The organism is Roseateles chitinivorans (assembly GCF_002761755.1).
GTDB classification, from domain to species: domain Bacteria; phylum Pseudomonadota; class Gammaproteobacteria; order Burkholderiales; family Burkholderiaceae_C; genus Roseateles; species Roseateles chitinivorans.
Window position 1 is genome coordinate 99336 of sequence record NZ_PEOG01000008.1, and the last position, 16783, is coordinate 116118.

At 66.5% G+C, this 16783-nt stretch carries 18 protein-coding genes and 1 tRNA gene; 9 read left to right on the forward strand and 10 right to left on the reverse strand.

Features of this window, described 5'->3' with window-relative positions:
• Window positions 1-37 precede the first annotated feature (37 nt).
• From mlaD to CS062_RS03405, 4 genes are all read left to right on the forward strand, one after another.
• Window positions 38-526: an outer membrane lipid asymmetry maintenance protein MlaD gene (mlaD, locus tag CS062_RS03390; RefSeq protein ID WP_099860054.1), complete on the forward strand. Its 489-nt coding sequence runs from the start codon at window positions 38-40 to the stop codon at window positions 524-526.
• Window positions 523-1587: an MlaA family lipoprotein gene (locus CS062_RS03395; RefSeq protein ID WP_099860055.1), complete on the forward strand. Its 1065-nt coding sequence runs from the start codon at window positions 523-525 to the stop codon at window positions 1585-1587. Before mlaD ends, CS062_RS03395 begins: the two co-directional genes overlap by 4 nt.
• A gap of 101 nt (window positions 1588-1688) precedes the next feature.
• The gene (locus tag CS062_RS03400) at window positions 1689-2333 is read left to right on the forward strand and encodes an MlaC/ttg2D family ABC transporter substrate-binding protein (protein WP_099860056.1); all 645 of its coding nucleotides are present in this window, start codon (window positions 1689-1691) and stop codon (window positions 2331-2333) included.
• A 4-nt stretch (window positions 2334-2337) separates the two neighbouring features.
• Window positions 2338-2652 carry an STAS domain-containing protein gene (locus CS062_RS03405; RefSeq protein WP_099860057.1) on the forward strand — a complete coding sequence of 105 codons (315 nt, stop codon included), beginning with the start codon at window positions 2338-2340 and terminating at the stop codon, window positions 2650-2652.
• Window positions 2653-2741: 89 nt separating this feature from the next.
• Here the strand turns inward: CS062_RS03405 and CS062_RS03410 are convergent, their stop codons facing one another.
• A complete protein-coding gene (locus tag CS062_RS03410) occupies window positions 2742-3602 on the reverse strand; it encodes a MurR/RpiR family transcriptional regulator (protein WP_099860089.1) in 861 nt (286 codons plus the stop codon).
• Window positions 3603-3612: 10 nt separating this feature from the next.
• Window positions 3613-5058: a glucose-6-phosphate dehydrogenase gene (gene zwf, locus CS062_RS03415; RefSeq protein WP_099860058.1), complete on the reverse strand. Its 1446-nt coding sequence runs from the start codon at window positions 5056-5058 to the stop codon at window positions 3613-3615.
• A gap of 227 nt (window positions 5059-5285) precedes the next feature.
• Here zwf and tal point away from each other — a divergent pair, with 227 nt between their 5' ends.
• The 3 genes from tal (at window position 5286) to CS062_RS03430 (ending at window position 8543) form a co-directional block, all read left to right on the forward strand.
• A complete protein-coding gene (tal, locus tag CS062_RS03420) occupies window positions 5286-6236 on the forward strand; it encodes a transaldolase (RefSeq protein ID WP_099860090.1) in 951 nt (316 codons plus the stop codon).
• Window positions 6233-7861 carry a glucose-6-phosphate isomerase gene (gene pgi / locus CS062_RS03425; protein WP_099860059.1) on the forward strand — a complete coding sequence of 543 codons (1629 nt, stop codon included), beginning with the start codon at window positions 6233-6235 and terminating at the stop codon, window positions 7859-7861. Before tal ends, pgi begins: the two co-directional genes overlap by 4 nt.
• A 61-nt stretch (window positions 7862-7922) precedes the next feature.
• Complete coding sequence (locus CS062_RS03430) at window positions 7923-8543, forward strand: HAD family hydrolase (protein ID WP_099860060.1); 621 nt, start codon at window positions 7923-7925, stop codon at window positions 8541-8543.
• A gap of 68 nt (window positions 8544-8611) precedes the next feature.
• Here the strand turns inward: CS062_RS03430 and CS062_RS03435 are convergent, their stop codons facing one another.
• The 8 genes from CS062_RS03435 to CS062_RS03470 all read right to left on the reverse strand — a co-directional run bounded on the left by CS062_RS03435 (window position 8612) and on the right by CS062_RS03470 (window position 15660).
• On the reverse strand, window positions 8612-8821 hold the full coding sequence (locus CS062_RS03435) for a DNA gyrase inhibitor YacG (RefSeq protein WP_099860061.1): 210 nt from the start codon (window positions 8819-8821) through the stop codon (window positions 8612-8614).
• 13 nt (window positions 8822-8834) lie between these two features.
• Window positions 8835-9590, reverse strand: coding sequence for a cell division protein ZapD (zapD, locus tag CS062_RS03440; protein WP_091731524.1), 756 nt, complete (start codon window positions 9588-9590; stop codon window positions 8835-8837).
• A 76-nt stretch (window positions 9591-9666) separates the two neighbouring features.
• A complete protein-coding gene (coaE, locus tag CS062_RS03445; RefSeq protein ID WP_099860062.1) occupies window positions 9667-10260 on the reverse strand; it encodes a dephospho-CoA kinase in 594 nt (197 codons plus the stop codon).
• Window positions 10261-10279: 19 nt separating this feature from the next.
• Window positions 10280-11221 carry a prepilin peptidase gene (locus tag CS062_RS03450; protein WP_233217893.1) on the reverse strand — a complete coding sequence of 314 codons (942 nt, stop codon included), beginning with the start codon at window positions 11219-11221 and terminating at the stop codon, window positions 10280-10282.
• Between the two features lie 3 nt (window positions 11222-11224).
• The gene (locus CS062_RS03455) at window positions 11225-12463 is read right to left on the reverse strand and encodes a type II secretion system F family protein (protein WP_099860063.1); all 1239 of its coding nucleotides are present in this window, start codon (window positions 12461-12463) and stop codon (window positions 11225-11227) included.
• A gap of 125 nt (window positions 12464-12588) precedes the next feature.
• Window positions 12589-14322 carry a type IV-A pilus assembly ATPase PilB gene (pilB, locus tag CS062_RS03460; RefSeq protein ID WP_099860064.1) on the reverse strand — a complete coding sequence of 578 codons (1734 nt, stop codon included), beginning with the start codon at window positions 14320-14322 and terminating at the stop codon, window positions 12589-12591.
• Window positions 14323-14627: 305 nt separating this feature from the next.
• Window positions 14628-14704: transfer RNA gene (locus tag CS062_RS03465), tRNA-Pro, on the reverse strand.
• 26 nt (window positions 14705-14730) lie between these two features.
• The gene (locus tag CS062_RS03470; protein WP_099860065.1) at window positions 14731-15660 is read right to left on the reverse strand and encodes a polyprenyl synthetase family protein; all 930 of its coding nucleotides are present in this window, start codon (window positions 15658-15660) and stop codon (window positions 14731-14733) included.
• Window positions 15661-16016: 356 nt separating this feature from the next.
• On the opposite strand from CS062_RS03470, the gene rplU reads away from it, so the two are divergent.
• Together rplU and rpmA are read left to right on the forward strand one after the other, a co-directional pair.
• Window positions 16017-16328: a 50S ribosomal protein L21 gene (gene rplU, locus CS062_RS03475; RefSeq protein ID WP_067065598.1), complete on the forward strand. Its 312-nt coding sequence runs from the start codon at window positions 16017-16019 to the stop codon at window positions 16326-16328.
• 37 nt (window positions 16329-16365) lie between these two features.
• A complete protein-coding gene (gene rpmA / locus CS062_RS03480) occupies window positions 16366-16623 on the forward strand; it encodes a 50S ribosomal protein L27 (RefSeq protein WP_091727137.1) in 258 nt (85 codons plus the stop codon).
• The last annotated feature ends 160 nt before the right edge of the window (window positions 16624-16783 follow it).

Below are 16783 nucleotides of genomic sequence, written 5' to 3' on the forward strand. Positions count from 1 at the left end.
CGACAACTGAAATCAAGAGTTCTTCTGGAGTTGCCTGATGCAATCCTCTCGTTATGACGCGCTGGTCGGGTTCTTCGTGCTGCTGGGCGGCGCCGCCCTGCTGTTCCTGGCCCTGAAGGCGGGCAACCTGCTGACGCTGAATTTCCAGGACACCTACACCGTCACCGCCAAGTTCGACAACATCGGCGGCCTGAAGCCGGGCGCGGCAGTCAAGAGCGCCGGCGTCGTGGTCGGCCGCGTGGGCGGCATTGCCTTCGACGACAAGAGCTTCCAGGCCCGGGTGATCCTGAACATGAACCAGGGCGTCGCGTTCCCCAAGGACAGTTCGGCCAAGATCCTCACGTCCGGCCTGCTGGGCGAGCAGTACATCGGACTGGAGCCGGGTGCGGAAGAAAAGAACCTCGCCGCAGGCGACATCATCACGCAGACGCAGTCGGCAGTGGTGCTGGAGAACCTGATCGGCCAGTTCCTCTATAACAAGGCGGCCGATGCCTCCGCGGCGCCGGCCTCGGGAGAGAAACCATGACCACCACCACCACGACCGGCCCCGCGCTCAGAGCGCGACGGACCGACCTTGCGGCCGCGTTGCTGAGCGCGGCGCTCCTGGGTGCTGCGGCGCCCGCGATGGCCCGGTTCCAGGCCGACCCGGTGATCGCGCCGCCGCTGGATGTGGCGCTGGCGACGCCGCTGGCGCTGACGGCGCCGGTGCCGGCCGAATTGAGACAGGCCGCCGCCGACGACATCGATGCCGCTGGCAAGGCGGCGAGCGCTGCGGACGAAGCGCCGGAAGGCCAGGATCAGGCGGCATCGGCCCCGGCCTCGGGTTCGGCCGCCGAGCCGGCCGTGGCGGGCCAAGCCGGTGCGGCCGCGGCGGCCGCCGATGCGCCGGCGCCCGGTCCGCGGGTGCGCAACCGCCTCGATCCGTGGGAACGCTGGAACCGGAAGGTCTTCAACTTCAACGAGAAGCTGGACGAGCATGTGCTGCGTCCGGTCGCCACGGCCTATTCGGATCTCGTGCCGCAGCCCGCGCGCCAGGCCGTCGACAACTTCTTCGGCAACTTCTCGGACGCCTGGTCGGCCGTGAACCTGTTCCTCCAGGGGCGCTTCAAGAACGGTGCGTCGCAGACGATGCGCGTTGCGGTGAACTCGGTGTTCGGCATTGCTGGCCTGATCGACATCGCCACGCCAGCGGGCCTGGAGAAGACCTCCGAGGACCTGGGTCGTACGCTCGGCTACTGGGGCGTCAAGACCGGGCCGTACATCGTGTGGCCGCTGCTGGGACCGTCCTCGCTGCGGGACTCGGTGACGCTGCCGGTCAACGCCTACTACTCGCCGGCCTACCTCTTCGACGATGGCGAATACAAGTTCGCGATCACCGCGCTGCAGGTGATCAACACCCGCGCCAACCTGCTGCGGGTGACCGACATGCTGGATGGCATCGCGCTGGACAAGTACACCTTCGTTCGCGACGCCTACCTGCAGCGCCGCAACATCAAGTCCCACAAGGAACAGCAGGAAGACGATGACGACGATTACGAAGTCATCACCCCGGACGAGAAGCCGGTCAACCCGCAGGGCGACCGCTGACCCCGGCAACCACCGGTAACGCCCGCGGGGGCCGGTGAACCGGCATCGGACCTGCTACGTTGTGGGCCGGTCCGTGTCATGAAGAGAGAGAAAGGACAAGCATGAATGCCACCAAACGACTGCTGCTGAACGCGATCGTGTCGATCGCCGCGCTGAGCCCGCTGGCCTCGTTCGCCGCGGACAACTCGACGCCGGATCAACTGATCCGCCAGCTGTCCATCGAGACCCTGGACGCCGTCAAGAGCGACAAGGCGATCCAGTCCGGTGACGTCAACAAGGTCATGGAGCTGGTCAACACGAAGGTGATGCCGCACGTGGACTTCCAGCGCATCACCTCCTCGGCCGTCGGCCGCTTCTGGCGCCAGGCCACGCCCGAGCAGAAGCAGCGTCTCCAGGACGAGTTCAAGACCCTGCTGGTGCGCACCTATGCCGGGGCGCTGACGCAGGTGAAGGACCAGACCATTGCGATGAAGCCGATGCGCGCCGCGCCGGAAGACACCGAGGTGGTCGTGCGCACCGAGATCCGTGGCAAGGGCGACCCGATCCAGCTCGACTACCGCGTCGAGAAGACCGATGGCGGCTGGAAGATCTACGACGTGAACGTGCTGGGCATCTGGCTGGCGGATCAGTACCGCAACAGCTTTGCGCAGGAGATCAACGCCAAGGGCATCGACGGCCTGATCAAGTCGCTGGCCGAACGCAACGCCCGTCCGGCGCCGGCGGCCTCGGCCGCCAAGAAGGGCTGAGGCGATGCTGAAGCTGCCGCCGCGGCTGCGCCTGGACAACGCGCCCGAGGAATGGGCGCGGCTCGAGGGCGCGCTGCGCGCCGAGCTGGCGCAGGTCGGCAATGCCGCCGGTCGCGGCATCACGCTGGACGCGAGCGGTCTGAACGACTTCGACTCCGCCGCGCTCAGCTTGCTGCTCAGTGCGCTGCGGCTGTGCGGTCAGGACGGCTGGCAGCTGACGCTGCAGCAGGCGCCTCGCGAACTGCGCGAGCTGGCCCGTGTCTATGCGCTGGAGCACCTGTTCTGGCCCGACGTCGCCGCGCCTGCCGAGATGGCATGACGAAGTTGCGCCAATGACGACGGGCCGCGATGAGCGGCCCGTCTGCTTTTCGGATGGACATTTCCGGCGCCAGGCGCTCGGCTCGCCGCCTACTGCGCGTAGCGCTTGGTCCGCAGATTGCGCTTGATCTCCTGCAGCATCGGCCGCAGATGCTCGCCCAGCCGCAACGCCACGCCGGTGGTCAGCACGTCCACGACGATGAGGTGCAGCAAGCGCGACACCATCGGGCTGTAGCGGTCGTAGTCCTCCGGATGGTCCACCGCCAGCAGCACCTGGCCGGGCAACTGGCCCATCTGCGCCAGCGGCGAGCCGCTGGCGGTGATGATGATCGTCGTCGCGCCCTTCTTGCGCGCGATCTCGGCGGCATCCATCAGGTCGCGACTGCGGCCGGAGTTGGAGATGATCACCGCGCAGTCGCCCGGGCCCAGCATCGTCGCGCTCATCAACTGCACATGGCCGTCGGCACAGGCGAAGGTGTTGGCGCCCAGCCGGAAGAACTTGTGCTGCGCGTCCTGCGCCACGATGCCGGAATTGCCGACGCCGTAGAACTCGATCCGCTGGCGCTGCCGCGCGGTCTCGGAGAGCGCGGCGATGGCGCGCTCGAACGCATGGCTGGCGGCGTCGTTGCGGTAATGGAGCAATGCGGCGACCGCGTTGTCCACCACCTTCACGATCAGGTCGCCGGGCTTGTCGTCCTCATCGACCGCCCGGTGCACGAAGGGCACGCCTTCGTTGACGCTGCCGGCCAGCTTCAGCTTGAAGTCCGCCAGCCCGTCATAGCCGACGCTGCGGCAGAAACGCACCACCGTCGGCTTGCTGACGTGGGAGCGGTCGGCGAGCTCGCTGACCGGCAGATTCGCGAAGGAGCGCGGGTCGGCCAGCAGCAGCTTGGCCACGCGCTGTTCCGCCGGCGGCAGCGCGGGCAGTGCCGCCTTGATGCGTTCAAGCATGCTCATCGCGTCAGCATTCCTCGATCCACGAGTGGCCGTCGCGCGCGACCAGCGCGCTCGATGCGGGCGGGCCCCAGCTGCCGGCGACGTAGGTGCGCGGACCGGTGCTGTCCTGCTTCCAGAAGTTCAGGATCGGCTCGACCCAGCGCCAGGCCTGTTCCTGCTCGTCGCTGCGCACGAACAGGTTGAGCCGTCCGGCGATCGCGTCCAGCAGCAGCCGCTCGTAGGCGCCGACACGGGTGTGAGCGAAGGCCTTGTCGAAGTCCAGGTCCAGCGACACCGGGCTGAGGGCCTCGTTGCTGGAGCCGCCCTTGTTGGCCATCAGCTGCAGTTCCAGGCCGTCCTCCGGCTGCAGCTTGATGATCAGCCGGTTGGGGCAACTGCTGCCCGGGAAGATCGGATGCGGCACCGGGCGGAAGTTGATGACGATCTGCGCGTCGCGCGCGGCCAGGCGCTTGCCGGTGCGCAGGTAGAAGGGCACGCCGGCCCAGCGCCAGTTCTGGATCTCGGTCTTGAGGGCGACGAAGGTCTCGGTGTGGCTGTCGGCGGGGATCTTGCCCTCGTCGAGATAGCCGGGCACCTGCTTGCCTTCGACGTTGCCGGCGCGGTACTGGCCGCGCACGACGTCGCGCGCGACGCTCTCGGCGGTGAAGGGCTTGAGCGCGCGCAGCACCTTCAGCTTCTCGTCCCGGATGGCATCGGCGTCGTTGGAGGAGGGTGCCTCCATCGCGATCATCGTCAGCAACTGCAGCGCATGGTTCTGGATCATGTCGCGCAGCGCGCCGGTGCCGTCGTAGAACGGTCCGCGCGTGCCCACGCCCAGGCCTTCGGCCAGCGTGATCTGGATGTTGGCGATGCTCTCGCGGCGCCACAGCGGCTCGAACAGCGCGTTGCCGAAGCGCAGCGCCATCAGGTTCTGCACCGAGGGCTTGCCCAGGTAATGGTCGATGCGGAAGGCCTGCGTCTCGGTGAACACCGAACGCACGACGCGGTTGATCTCCTGCGCGCTGGCCAGGTCGTGGCCCAGCGGCTTCTCCAGCACCACGCGCACCTTGTCGCCGTTCAGGCCGGCGGCCCCCAGCTGCTGGCAGATCTGGGTGAACAGGTGAGGACTGGTCGCCAGGTAGAAGACGACCGTGTCGGCGTTGCGCTCGCCCAGCCATTCCTTGAGGCGGGCGTAGTGATCGGGCTGGGACAAGTCCATCCGCCGGTAATGCACCAGCTCGGAAAAGCGGGCGAACTCCTCGTCGTTGGGACGCTTGCCGGCCTCGACCTCCTGGAAGCGCTCCTTCAGCCATTCGCGGTAGCGCTCGTCGGACTGGTCATCGCGCGCGACCGCCAGGATGCGGCCGCCTTCGGGCAGCTTGCCGTGGCGGAAGGCCTGGAACAGCGCAGGCATCAGCTTGCGCCAGGTCAGGTCACCGGTGCCACCAAAAAAGACGAGATCGAAGGACATGGGCGCTGCGCCCGCATCCGGGCGTAAGAGTTGTTGGCGATGTCTTGATGTAACGGAGTTACCGGAATTATGATGCCCCAGTTTCTTGGGCCGGTCAACGTGCGCGGAGCCTCCGGGCGGGGGGGCGCAAGCAGTTCTAATACGGGGTTTCCCCGTCCGCGTCGAGGGGCAAAGCCCATGCCCCGATGCACGCCGTCCCGTTCTCGACCTTCCCAGCGCCCACGCTCATGAACCAGCTCGAACAACTCAAGGCCTTCACCACCGTTGTCGCCGATACCGGCAACTTCAAGCAACTGGCCCAGTTCACGCCCCGCGACGCGACGACCAACCCGTCGCTGATCCTCAAGGCGGTGCAGTCGCCCGACTATGCCCACCTGCTCGAGGACACCGTCGCCGCCAACAAGACCGACGCGCTAGACCTGGTCGTCGACAAGGTGCTGGTCGCCTTCGGCCTGGAGATCCTGAAGGTCGTGCCGGGCCGCGTCTCGACCGAGGTCGATGCGCGCCTGAGCTTCGACACCGTCGCGACGCTGGCGCGCGCGCGCCGCCTGATCCAGATGTACGAGGCGGCCGGCATTGGACGCGAACGGGTGCTGATCAAGATCGCCTCGACCTGGGAGGGCATCCAGGCCGCCCGCGAACTCGAGCTCGAAGGCATCCACACCAACCTGACGCTGCTGTTCTCCTTCTGCCAAGCGGTGGCCTGCGGCGAGAACGGCATCCAGCTGATCTCGCCCTTCGTCGGCCGGATCTACGACTGGTACAAGAAGTCGGCCGGCGCGAACTGGGACGAGGCCGCCAACGCCGGCGTCAACGACCCAGGCGTGAAGTCGGTGACGGCGATCTTCAACTACTTCAAGAAGCAGGGCATCAAGACCGAGGTCATGGGCGCGAGTTTCCGCAACGTGGGCCAGATCCAGGCGCTGGCTGGCAGCGACCTGCTGACCATCAGCCCCGACCTGCTGGCGCAATTGCAGGCCAGCGAGGCGCCGCTGACGCGCGCGCTGGATGCCGACGCGGCCAAGGCCCTGGATTTGCCCAAGGTCTCCTTCAACGAGGCGGCATTCCGCTTCGCCCTCAACCAGGACGCCATGGCCACCGAGAAGCTGGCCGAAGGCATCCGCCTGTTTGCCGCCGACGCCGGCAAGCTGGACCAGATGATCGAAAGCCTGCGATGACCGAGTTCCCGCGTTGCGACCGCAGCCCGACCTGGGCCGCCCTGCAAAGCCATTTCCAGCAATCCGGCCGCGCGTTCGACGTGCGCCAGGCCTTCGCGGCCGACCCCGGCCGCTTCGCGGCCTGGTCACTGCAGGCGCCGGAGGTGTTCGCGGACCTGTCGAAGAACCGCATCGACGCCCGCACCCTGGAACTGCTGCTGCAACTGGCCCAGGACGTGAAGCTCGAGTCGCAACGCGAGGCCTTGTTCAACGGCGATCCGATCAACGCGACTGAAGGCCGCGCGGTGCTGCACACGGCGCTGCGCGCGCCGGCGGGCCAGGGACCGTTCTCGGACGAGGTGCAGGCCTCGCTCGACCGCATGCTGGCCTTCGCCGACCGGGTGCGCGACCCGGCCGCGAGCGGTGTCACCGATGTCGTGCATATCGGCATCGGCGGCTCGGACCTCGGTCCGGCGATGGTCGTTCAGGCGCTGCAGTCGTATGTGCCCGCGGGCCTGAAGCTTCATTTCGTGTCCAACGTCGATGGGCATGACCTGGCCCCGGTGCTTCGCGGGCTCGACCCGAAGCGGACGCAGTTCATCGTCGCGTCCAAGACCTTCACGACGCAGGAAACCCTGGCCAATGCGATGGCCGCCAAGGCCTGGTTCCTGAGCAGCGGTGGCACCGACATCGCGCGGCACTTCGCCGCGACCACCAGCAATGCCAGGGCCGCGGCCGAGTTCGGCATCGACACGACCTTCGGCTTCTGGGACTGGGTCGGCGGCCGCTACTCGCTGTGGTCGGTGATCGGCCTGCCGATCGCGATCGCGGTGGGCTCGGCGAACTTCCGTGCACTGCTGGCCGGCGCGCATGCGATGGACCAGCACTTCCGCAGCGCGCCGCTGGAGAAGAACCTGCCGGTGCTGCTGGGCCTGCTGGACGTCTGGTATCGCAATTTCCATGGCTTCACCAGCCGCTCGGTGGCGCCGTACCACCAGGGCCTGCGCCGGTTGCCGGCCTACCTGCAGCAGCTGGAGATGGAAAGCAACGGCAAGGGCGTCGACCGCGCCGGCGATCCGCTGAGCTTCGGCACCAGTCCGGTGGTCTGGGGCGAGGCCGGCACCAACGGCCAGCACGCCTATTTCCAGATGCTGCACCAGGGCACCGATGTGATCCCGGTCGAGTTCATCGCGGTGAAGACGCCCAACTTCGGCGCCCACGTCGAAGGCGAACTGCTGAGCCGGCTCCAGGACCAGCATGTCAAGCTGCTCGCGAACTGCCTGGCGCAATCGCAGGCGCTGATGCAGGGCAAGACGGCGGAGGCGGCTCGTGCCGAGTCGGCGCCCACCGCGTCCAAGGACCTCGATCCGGATGTGCTTGCCCGCCACCGCAGCTTCAGCGGGAATCGCCCCAGCACCACGCTGCTGCTGGAGGCGCTGACCCCGTCGTCGCTGGGCGCGCTGATTGCGCTGTACGAGCACCGCGTGTTCGTCAGCGGCGCGATCTGGAACATCAACAGCTTCGACCAGTGGGGCGTCGAGCTTGGCAAGGCGCTGTGCAACAGCCTGCTGCCGCGCCTGGCTTCCGGCGACGCGACGGGCCTGGACGGCTCGACCGCCGGCCTGCTCGCCAAGGTCCGCGGTTGAATCACGGCGCCGTCCCGCGCGGCGGCGCCGATCTCCCCTTTCCAGCAGTAGAGAACGACAGATGAAGATCGTGTTCGATTTCGGTGCGGTGCTGTTCCGTTGGCATCCGCCCAGTTTCCTGGCCCGCGTCTGGGCCCACCGCGCCGCCGACGAGGTCGAAGGCGCCGCACTGGCCAAGGACCTGTTCCAGGACTATCGCGGCGACTGGGGCGCCTTCGACCAGGGCCTCATCGATGCCTCGACCACCGCCGACCGCATCCATGCCCGTACCGGCTGGCCGCGGGAGGAGATCGTCGCGGTGATGGATGCGGTGCCGTCGGAGCTCAAGCTCATCGAGGGCACGGCCGCACTGATCCAGGAGCTGAAGGCGCAGGGGCATGCGCTGCACTTCCTGTCCAACATGCCGGAGCCCTATGCCGACTACCTGGAGCAGACCTTCCCGCTGAAGGACTGGTTCGTGTCGGGCGTGTTCTCGGGCCGGGTCAAGCAGTCCAAGCCGTCGCGGGAGATCTTCGATCTGGCCCTCGAGCAGTTCGGCGCCCGGCCGGAAGAGGTGTTCTTCCTCGATGACCATCCGGCCAATATCGCGGCGGCGAAGGCGCTGGGCTGGCAGGCCCACCTGTTCACGACGCCGGAACTGGCGCGCGAGGACCTGACCCGGCGCGGTCTGCTGCCGGCCTGAGGATCCAAGAAGCGGCCCGCGTCGTCGGATCGGAAAGCAGAACCGGCCTGACGGCCGGTTCCGAATGCTCATTTCGAGGACTCGTCCTCGTCGACGGTGGTTGGCGGTGCCGCGACCCGGAACGATTCGTCGGACCAGTGGCCCAGGTCGATCTGCCGGCAGCGCTCGCTGCAGAAGGGGCGCCAGAGGTTGCTCGGCGCGAACAGGCTGTCGCCGCCGCAGGTCGGGCAGGGCACGATGCGCGGCGCGGGCGTGGCGGGAATGAATTTCTCGGGCATGACGGTACGGCTGTCAGGAGCACAAGGTCAGTTCGAAGGTGGCGTCCACTGGCGCCGGTTTCAAGCGTCCGTCCTCGTCCTGGCGCATCAGGCGGATCGAGACCATCAGGCGGTGGCCGCTGATTTCCGGAATCAGCCCGAGGCTGGGGTCGATGCGCATGCGCAGCAACTGGAAGCTGCGCCCCGGCGGCAGACTCTGCTGGTACTGGCCGCCATGCGCCGCCACCTTGTGCGGCGAACCGCTGTCGCGCAGCAGCCCCAGCAGGACGTTGAGCGCTTCGGCCATCGGCATCAGCGTCTGCGCCCACTGCATCAGGTCATTGCGCCGGCGTACCGGCAGCAGTTGCTGCCAGGCATAGTAGGCCGGCAGGTCGAACTCGCAGGTGCCGCCAGGGATGGAAATCCGGCTGCGGATGCTCATCAACCATTCGTTCGTGGTGAGCGCGTGGCCGGCCTTGCCCGGCAACTGATTGAGCTTGTCGAACGCGGCGTCGATGCGACCCACCACCTCGTCCAGCACGGCTTCCGAGACCGCGGGATTGCCGCGGTAGCCGTTGAACTGGGTGCGGTGTCGTTCCAGCTCCTTGAGCAGGTCGGCCTTCAGGTCGGCGCGCGAGGCGACATCCATGACCTCGAAGATGGTGGCCAGCGCGAAGTGGTGATCCATCGCGGTGTCGCGCGCCATCAGCTGACCGAGCCGATCGAACAGGTGTTCGAGTCTGAGCATCGTGCGGATGCTCTCGTTGAACGGGTATTCGTAGAGGACCAAGTCGACCATCCCTTTGCGGCAAGGGGCCATTGTTCCACAGTGCGCCGACGCATCACCCCGGCCGGGTGAGGGGTGGTCAGAACAGGGGACTGGTCAGCAGGCGGCCGACTTCATCGCGCAGTTGCGAGAGCGTCAAGCCTTCGTTGTGGATGACCGCATCCGCGGCGGCACGACGCTGCGCCCGCGTCGCCTGCTGCGCGAGGATGGCCCGCACCGCCGCCTCGCTCAAGCCCGATCGGGCCATCACCCGGGCGATCTGCGTGGCTTCATCGCAGTCGACCACCAGGACGCGGTCCACGAGGCGCCGCCACCGGCCGGACTCGACCAGCAAGGGCACGTCGAACACGACATGCTGACCGGGGGCGGCGAGCGCGGCCTGCCGCGCCGTCTCGGCGCCGATCATCGGATGCAGGATGGCCTCGAGCGCCTGTTTCGCCTTGGGATCGTGGAAGGCCAGTTCCCGCATCGCGGCACGGTCCAGCGCGCCATTGCTGGCAACGAATCGCGCGCCGAACTGCGCCTCGATCGCGGGCATCGCCTCCCCGCCCGGAGCGGTCAGCGAGCGCGAGATGGCGTCGGTGTCGACCAGCAGCGCGCCGCCGAGTTCCACCAGCGCGGCCGCCACGGTGCTCTTGCCGCTGCCGATGCCGCCGGTGAGTCCGATGCGCATGGGGCCCCGGCAGACGCGATCAGATCGGTTGCAGACCGAGCCAGGCGGCGACTTCGGTGGTGCCGATCAACAGCACCGCAAGCCCGCCACCGGCCAGGAAGGGGCCGAACGGGACATAGCGGCCTTCGCGCAAGCCGCCGCGCAGCTTGAGCGCGATGCCGACCACGGCGCCGATCAACGAGGCGAACAGCGCCACCGGCAGCACCATCTGCCAGCCCAGCCACGCCCCCAAGGCCGCCAGCAGCTTGAAGTCGCCGTAGCCCATGCCTTCCTTGCCGGTGGCCAGCTTGAAGATCCAGTAGATCGACCAGAGGGACAGGTAGCCCGCGAGCGCACCGATCAGCGCGCTCGGCAAGGACACCGGGATCCAACCTGCCGACGCGGCGATCAGTCCCGCCCATAGCAAGGGCTGGTTGATGCTGTCCGGCAGCAATGTCGTGTCCCAGTCGATGCCTGCCAGCGCCACCAGCGCTGCCGCGAAGCCGCAGTAGAGCAAGGCGCTCGGCTGGGGACCGAGGCGCCAGGCGATGCCAGCGAACAGCAGGCCGGTCAACAGTTCGACGAAGGGATAACGCGGCGAGATCGGTGCCTTGCAGGACGCGCACTTCCCGCCCAGCCGCAGCCAGCCGAGCAGCGGCAGGTTCTCGTGCCAGCGCAGTGCGTGGCCGCAATGGGGGCAGCGCGATGCCGGCCGGATCAGCGAGAACGCTGGCTGGCGATCCAGGGCTTCCCTCAGCGGGGCGGCGGAGGCGGCCAGCTGCCTGGCCTTGGCCTCATCCAACCCCGCATGGGTGCGCAAGTCGTCTTCCTGGGCCAGCTGGTCCGCGCAATCGGACAGCCAGGCCCGATGCAGCATCACCGGCAATCGATAGATGACGACATTCAGGAAGCTGCCGACGCACAGACCGATCAGGCCGAGGTAGGCGGGCGAGAGCAGCGCCTCCAGCAGGCTCTGGTCCAGCACTTACACCACCGCGCCGAGCTTGAAGATCGGCAGGTACATCGAGATCACGATGCCGCCGATCAGCGTACCCAGGAACACGATGATGATGGGCTCCATCAGGCTGGACAACGCCTTTACCGCATCGTCCACTTCTTCCTCGTAGAAATCGGCGGCCTTGCCCAGCATGTGGTCCAGCGAGCCGGACTCTTCGCCGATCGACGACATCTGCAGGACCATCACCGGGAAGATGCCTGTCGTCTGCATCGAGGTCGTGAGCGACGCGCCGGTGGACACGTCGCGCTGGATCTTCTCGGTCGCCTCGACGAACACCGCGTTGCCGGAGGCGCCGCCCACCGAGTCCAGCGCTTCCACCAGCGGCACGCCCGCGGCGAACATGGTTGCCAGCGTGCGGGTCCATCGAGCGACCGCGGACTTGTAGATGAGCTGGCCGAAGACCGGGATCTTCAGCAGCAGGCGGTCCATGAACTTCTGCATCTTCTCGGAGCGTTTCCAGCTCTGGAAGAAGAAGTACAGGCCGCCCCCGATGACGCCGAAGATCAGCCACCAGTAGGCGACGAAGATCTCCGACATGGCCATCACGAACAGGGTCGGCGCGGGGAGGTCGGCACCGAAGGACTTGAACACGTCCTTGAAGGCCGGGATCACGAAGATCATGATGACGGCCGTCACGACGAAGGCCACCACCAGCACCGCGATCGGATAGGTCAGCGCCGACTTGATCTTGCCCTTCAGCGCGACCGTCTTCTCCTGGTAGATCGCGAGGCGGTCCAGCAGCGCTTCGAGGATACCGCCCTGCTCGCCGGCCTCGACCAGGTTGCAGTACAGCGCGTCGAAGTAGAGCGGGTGCTTGCGGAAAGCGGCCGAGAGCGACGTGCCGGTCTCGACGTCCTGACGGATGTCGGTCAGGAGCTTGGTCAGGCGGGGGTTGGGGCTACCGCGGGCGACGATGTCGAAGGCCTGCAGCAGCGGCACGCCGGCGCGCATCATCGTCGCCAGTTGGCGCGTGAAGACGGCGATGTCCTTCTGCTTGATGGACTTGCCGCCGGAGGTGCGTCGCTTCTTGACCTTGGTGACCAGGATGCCCTGGCGCCGCAGCGATGCACTGATGACGGCTTCACCGCCGGCACGCATCTCGCCGCGAACGATCTTGCCGTTGCGGTCCTTGCCTTCCCATTCGAAGACGAATTCCTTGATGCCCTTGCTGGCCGCGCTCTTGCCGCTTGCGGTGGTCGTCGCCATATCACCTCCTGCCGTCGCGCCAGGTGACTGGCGCTCCCAATCTTTGAATCGTTCGAACGGTTCCGGTGGCCGGACGCCAGACGCGCGAACGCGGCGCCCGAGGACGCCGCGTCATGCCGCCGGTGTCATTCGTTGGTGGCCGCCAGCACCTCTTCCAGTGTCGTGACGCCCGCCCGGACCTTGACCAGCCCGGACTGCCGCAAGTCCCGCACGCCATCGGCGCGGGCCTGTTCGGCGATGTCCATGGCCGTTCCCTCGGACAGGATGATCCGCTGAATCGCCTCGCTGATGGGCATCACTTGGTAAAGACCGACACGGCCTCGATAACCATTGTTGCAATTCGAGCAGCCGACGGCGCGGTACGGCTTCCAGCTGCCGTCGAGTTCCTGTTCGGCAAAGCCGGCGCGGATCAGCGCCTCGCGGGGATACTCGGCCGGCGCCTTGCAGTTTTCGCACAGGCGACGGGCCAGACGCTGGGCCGTGATCAGCAGGACGCTGGACGCGATGTTGAACGGCGCCACGCCCATGTTCAGCAGACGCGTCAGGGTGGTGGGGGCGTCGTTCGTGTGCAGCGTCGACATGACCATGTGGCCCGTCTGCGCCGCCTTGATGGCGATGTCGGCCGTTTCCAGGTCCCGGATCTCGCCGACCATGATGATGTCGGGATCCTGACGCAGGAAGGCCTTCAGCGCCGCGGAGAAGGTCAGCCCCGCCTTGTCGTTGACGTTGACCTGGTTGATGCCGGGCAGGTTGATTTCCGCCGGGTCTTCGACGGTCGAGATGTTGGTGCCGGGCTGGTTGAGGATATTCAGACAGGTGTACAGCGACACCGTCTTGCCGGAGCCGGTCGGGCCGGTGACCAGGATCATCCCGTAGGGGCGGTGGATGCATTGCAGCAACCGCTCCTTCTCGATCTTCTCGTAGCCCAGCGCCTCGATGCCCAGCTTCGCCGACGACGGGTCCAGGATCCGGATCACGATCTTTTCACCGAACAGGGTCGGCAGTGTCGAGACCCGGAAGTCGATTGCCTTGGAGCCGAACTTCAGCTTCATCCGGCCGTCCTGCGGGACGCGGCGCTCGGAGATGTCGAGTCGCGAGATCACCTTGATGCGGGAGGACAGCTTGTCCTTGATCGCGATCGGAGGCTGCGTGATCTCGCGCAGTTCGCCGTCGACCCGGAAGCGCACCCGGTAGTGGTATTCGAACGGTTCGAAGTGGAGGTCCGACGCCCGCATGTTGATGGCGTCGACCAGCATCTTCTGCAGGAAGCGCACGACCGGCGCGTCCTCCACATCGGTGATGTCCTGCGACTCTTCCGGCGGTGGGGCGTCTTCCTCGGCGATGTCGAAGTCGAAGTCGTCGCCGGAGATCGCCTCCAGCGCCTCGGCGGTCGAGGCGGCGGTGATGCCGAGCAGCTTCGCCAGCTTGTCATGCTCGACGATGATCCATTCCGGCGTCAGCTGGGTCGCGAACTTGATGCGCTCGACCGCCTCCTGCTCCGTCGGATCGGCGCCGCCGATGAAGAGCCGGTTGCCGCGCCGCGCCAGCACCACGACCTGGTATTGCGCGGCCAGCTTGGCATCGATGATGTTCTGCGGGAGCTTGTGGGCGTCGACCGCGTTCAGGTCCAGCAGCGGCAACGCCAGCGCATGCGAGAGCGTGTGGGCCAGGTCCGACGGAGAGACGGTCCCGGAGGCCATGACCGCGTTGACGAAGCTGGTCTTCTTCTCCCGCGCCAGCTTGACCAGGTCCTCGGCGGCCTGCGGCTTGAGCTTGCCCGCATGCACGAGCACGCGGGCAACGCCGGACAGGGCGGACTGAGGGTGTTCGGCCAATGTGGTGTCCACGGATATCGCCATCGGTTGGGTCTTGCCGGATGCCCGGCGCTGGCGCCGGAACGACCTCTCACTTTACCCCCTTGAACGAAGGGGTGGCGGTGGGGATGCCCCAGGCATTCACTGAAGTCTCACGCTTCGTGCAATTTCGGCCTTGGTCACTGGAAATTGAGCGCGAAATGTGCGAGACCCTGGGAAGCCTCCGCGGGACGCAGCAACGCCTGACCCTGCGCCAGGCTTGGCAGGGTGTTGGCCAGCGGTTGCAGCAGTTGGGGAGCGCGCAAAGAAAAACGCCGCGAACCTTGCGATTCGCGGCGTTTTCGATGTCCTGGTCGGGGTGAGAGGATTCGAACCTCCGGCCTCTACGTCCCGAACGTAGCGCTCTACCAGGCTAAGCTACACCCCGTTTTGGTCACTCGATCGAGAGTTCGTTCAAGAACTTCTCTCAACCGACTGAGCCGCAAATTCTAGCAGGCTTTCTTTCCACTTGGAAAGGGGTAGCGCCGACAAATGTTGTCGCGCCTGTGCGACTTCCGCGCGGGCTGCCTCGCGCGTCGCTTCCAGCGCGCCGGTGCGGCGCACGATCGCGACGATGTCCTGCAGCCGTTCCACCTCGCCATGCTCGATCGCGTGGCGGATCAGCGCGCGGTCCTCCTTGGTGCCGCGCTCCATGGCGATCAGCAGCGGCAGCGTCGGCTTGCCTTCGCGCAGGTCGTCGCCGACGTTCTTGCCCAGCGAATCGCTGGTGCCCTCGTAGTCCAGGGCGTCGTCAATCAGTTGGAAGGCGGTGCCCAGCGAGCGGCCATAACCGGCGCAGGCTTCCTCCAGCGCGGGCGGTGCGTCCGCGAGCACCGCGCCCAGGCGCGCACTGGCTTCGAACAGCTTCGCCGTCTTGTATCGGATAACTCGCAAGTAGCTGTCGACGGCCACGTCCGGGTCATGCATGTTCATCAGCTGCAGGACCTCGCCCTCGGCGATCACGTTGGTCGCATCGGCCAGCACCTCGAGCACGCGCATCCGATTCACCGACACCATCATCTGGAAGGCGCGCGAATACAGGAAGTCGCCGACCAGCACGCTGGCCGCGTTGCCGAACATGGCGTTGGCTGTCTGCTTGCCGCGGCGCAGCGCGGATTCGTCGACCACGTCGTCGTGCAACAGGGTCGCGGTGTGGATGAACTCGACGACCGCCGCGAGCTCGCGGCTGGCGGGCGAGTCGGCGTCCAGCGCGTTGGCGAACATCAGCACCAGTTTCGGCCGCATCCGCTTGCCGCCGGCATGAATGATGTACGCGGAAATCTGGTTGATCAGCGCGACGTCCGATCGAAGCCGCTGCGCGATCACGGCATCGACTTCTTTCATCTGCGCATTCAGCGCCTCGAGGACCTCGGCAACAGGGGTAGAGGCAATGGGTTGCACTCTGGACTCACGGTGAGGGGAAGCGCGGATTATAGGAAGGCCGGCGCGGCGATCCTGGCTGAGCCTCGCGCTCCTGCGCACCCGCGCGAGTGGCTCGTCCTCGGCGACCTGTGCCGGAATGCGCGTCCTGGCGGTTCTGCGGGCGCAAAGCCCCATGGCTGCGGGCTTCGGCGCGTCTGCCGGTTTGCATCGGGGTGGGGGTCTGTGCTACATTCTCGGGCTCCGCATCTTTATGCGGTGTTTTTTCTTGGGCGGTCGACGGAATGCTTCGTGGGTCGCTCGCATGTGAAAGGGCTGATATGTACGCGGTCATAAAAACCGGTGGCAAGCAATACAAGGTTGCTGCTGGCGAAAAGATCAAGGTAGAACAGATTGCTGCGGAAGTTGGCCAAGAGATCGTGATCGACCAGGTGCTGGCCGTCGGAAACGGCGCGGACCTCAAGATCGGGACTCCCTTGGTTGCTGGCGCCAGCGTCAAGGCCACCGTGGTGGCTCATGGCAAGCACGACAAGGTGCGCATCTTCAAGCTGCGTCGTCGCAAGCACTACAAGAAGAGCCAAGGCCATCGCCAGACGTTCACCGAGCTGGAAATCAGCGCGGTCAACGGCTGATCCTCGACTCACTCGCAATCTGATCAAGGAGTAATCCATGGCACAGAAAAAGGGCGGCGGCTCGACACGAAACGGCCGCGACTCGAAGCCGAAGATGCTTGGCGTCAAGGTGTACGGCGGCCAGACCGTCTCGGCAGGCTCGATCATCGTCCGCCAGCGCGGCACGAAGTTCCACGCCGGCACCAACGTGGGCATGGGCAAGGACCACACGCTGTTCGCGCTGATCGACGGCACGGTGTCCTTCACCGTCAAGGGCGAAAACAGCCGCTCGACCGTCGTCGTCACGGCGGCCTGAGCGCGTTGATGTCCTGACGCCGTGAGGCGGAAGACCCGGTCTTCCGCTTCCGGCGGACCCAGAGCCCCGGCTTCGTCCGGGGCTTTGTTTTTTCGGCACCCGTTGCGATGGGCGTCCGCGCCGACCGCGAGCTCCGGCGAAACCTGACTCGCTCCGATTC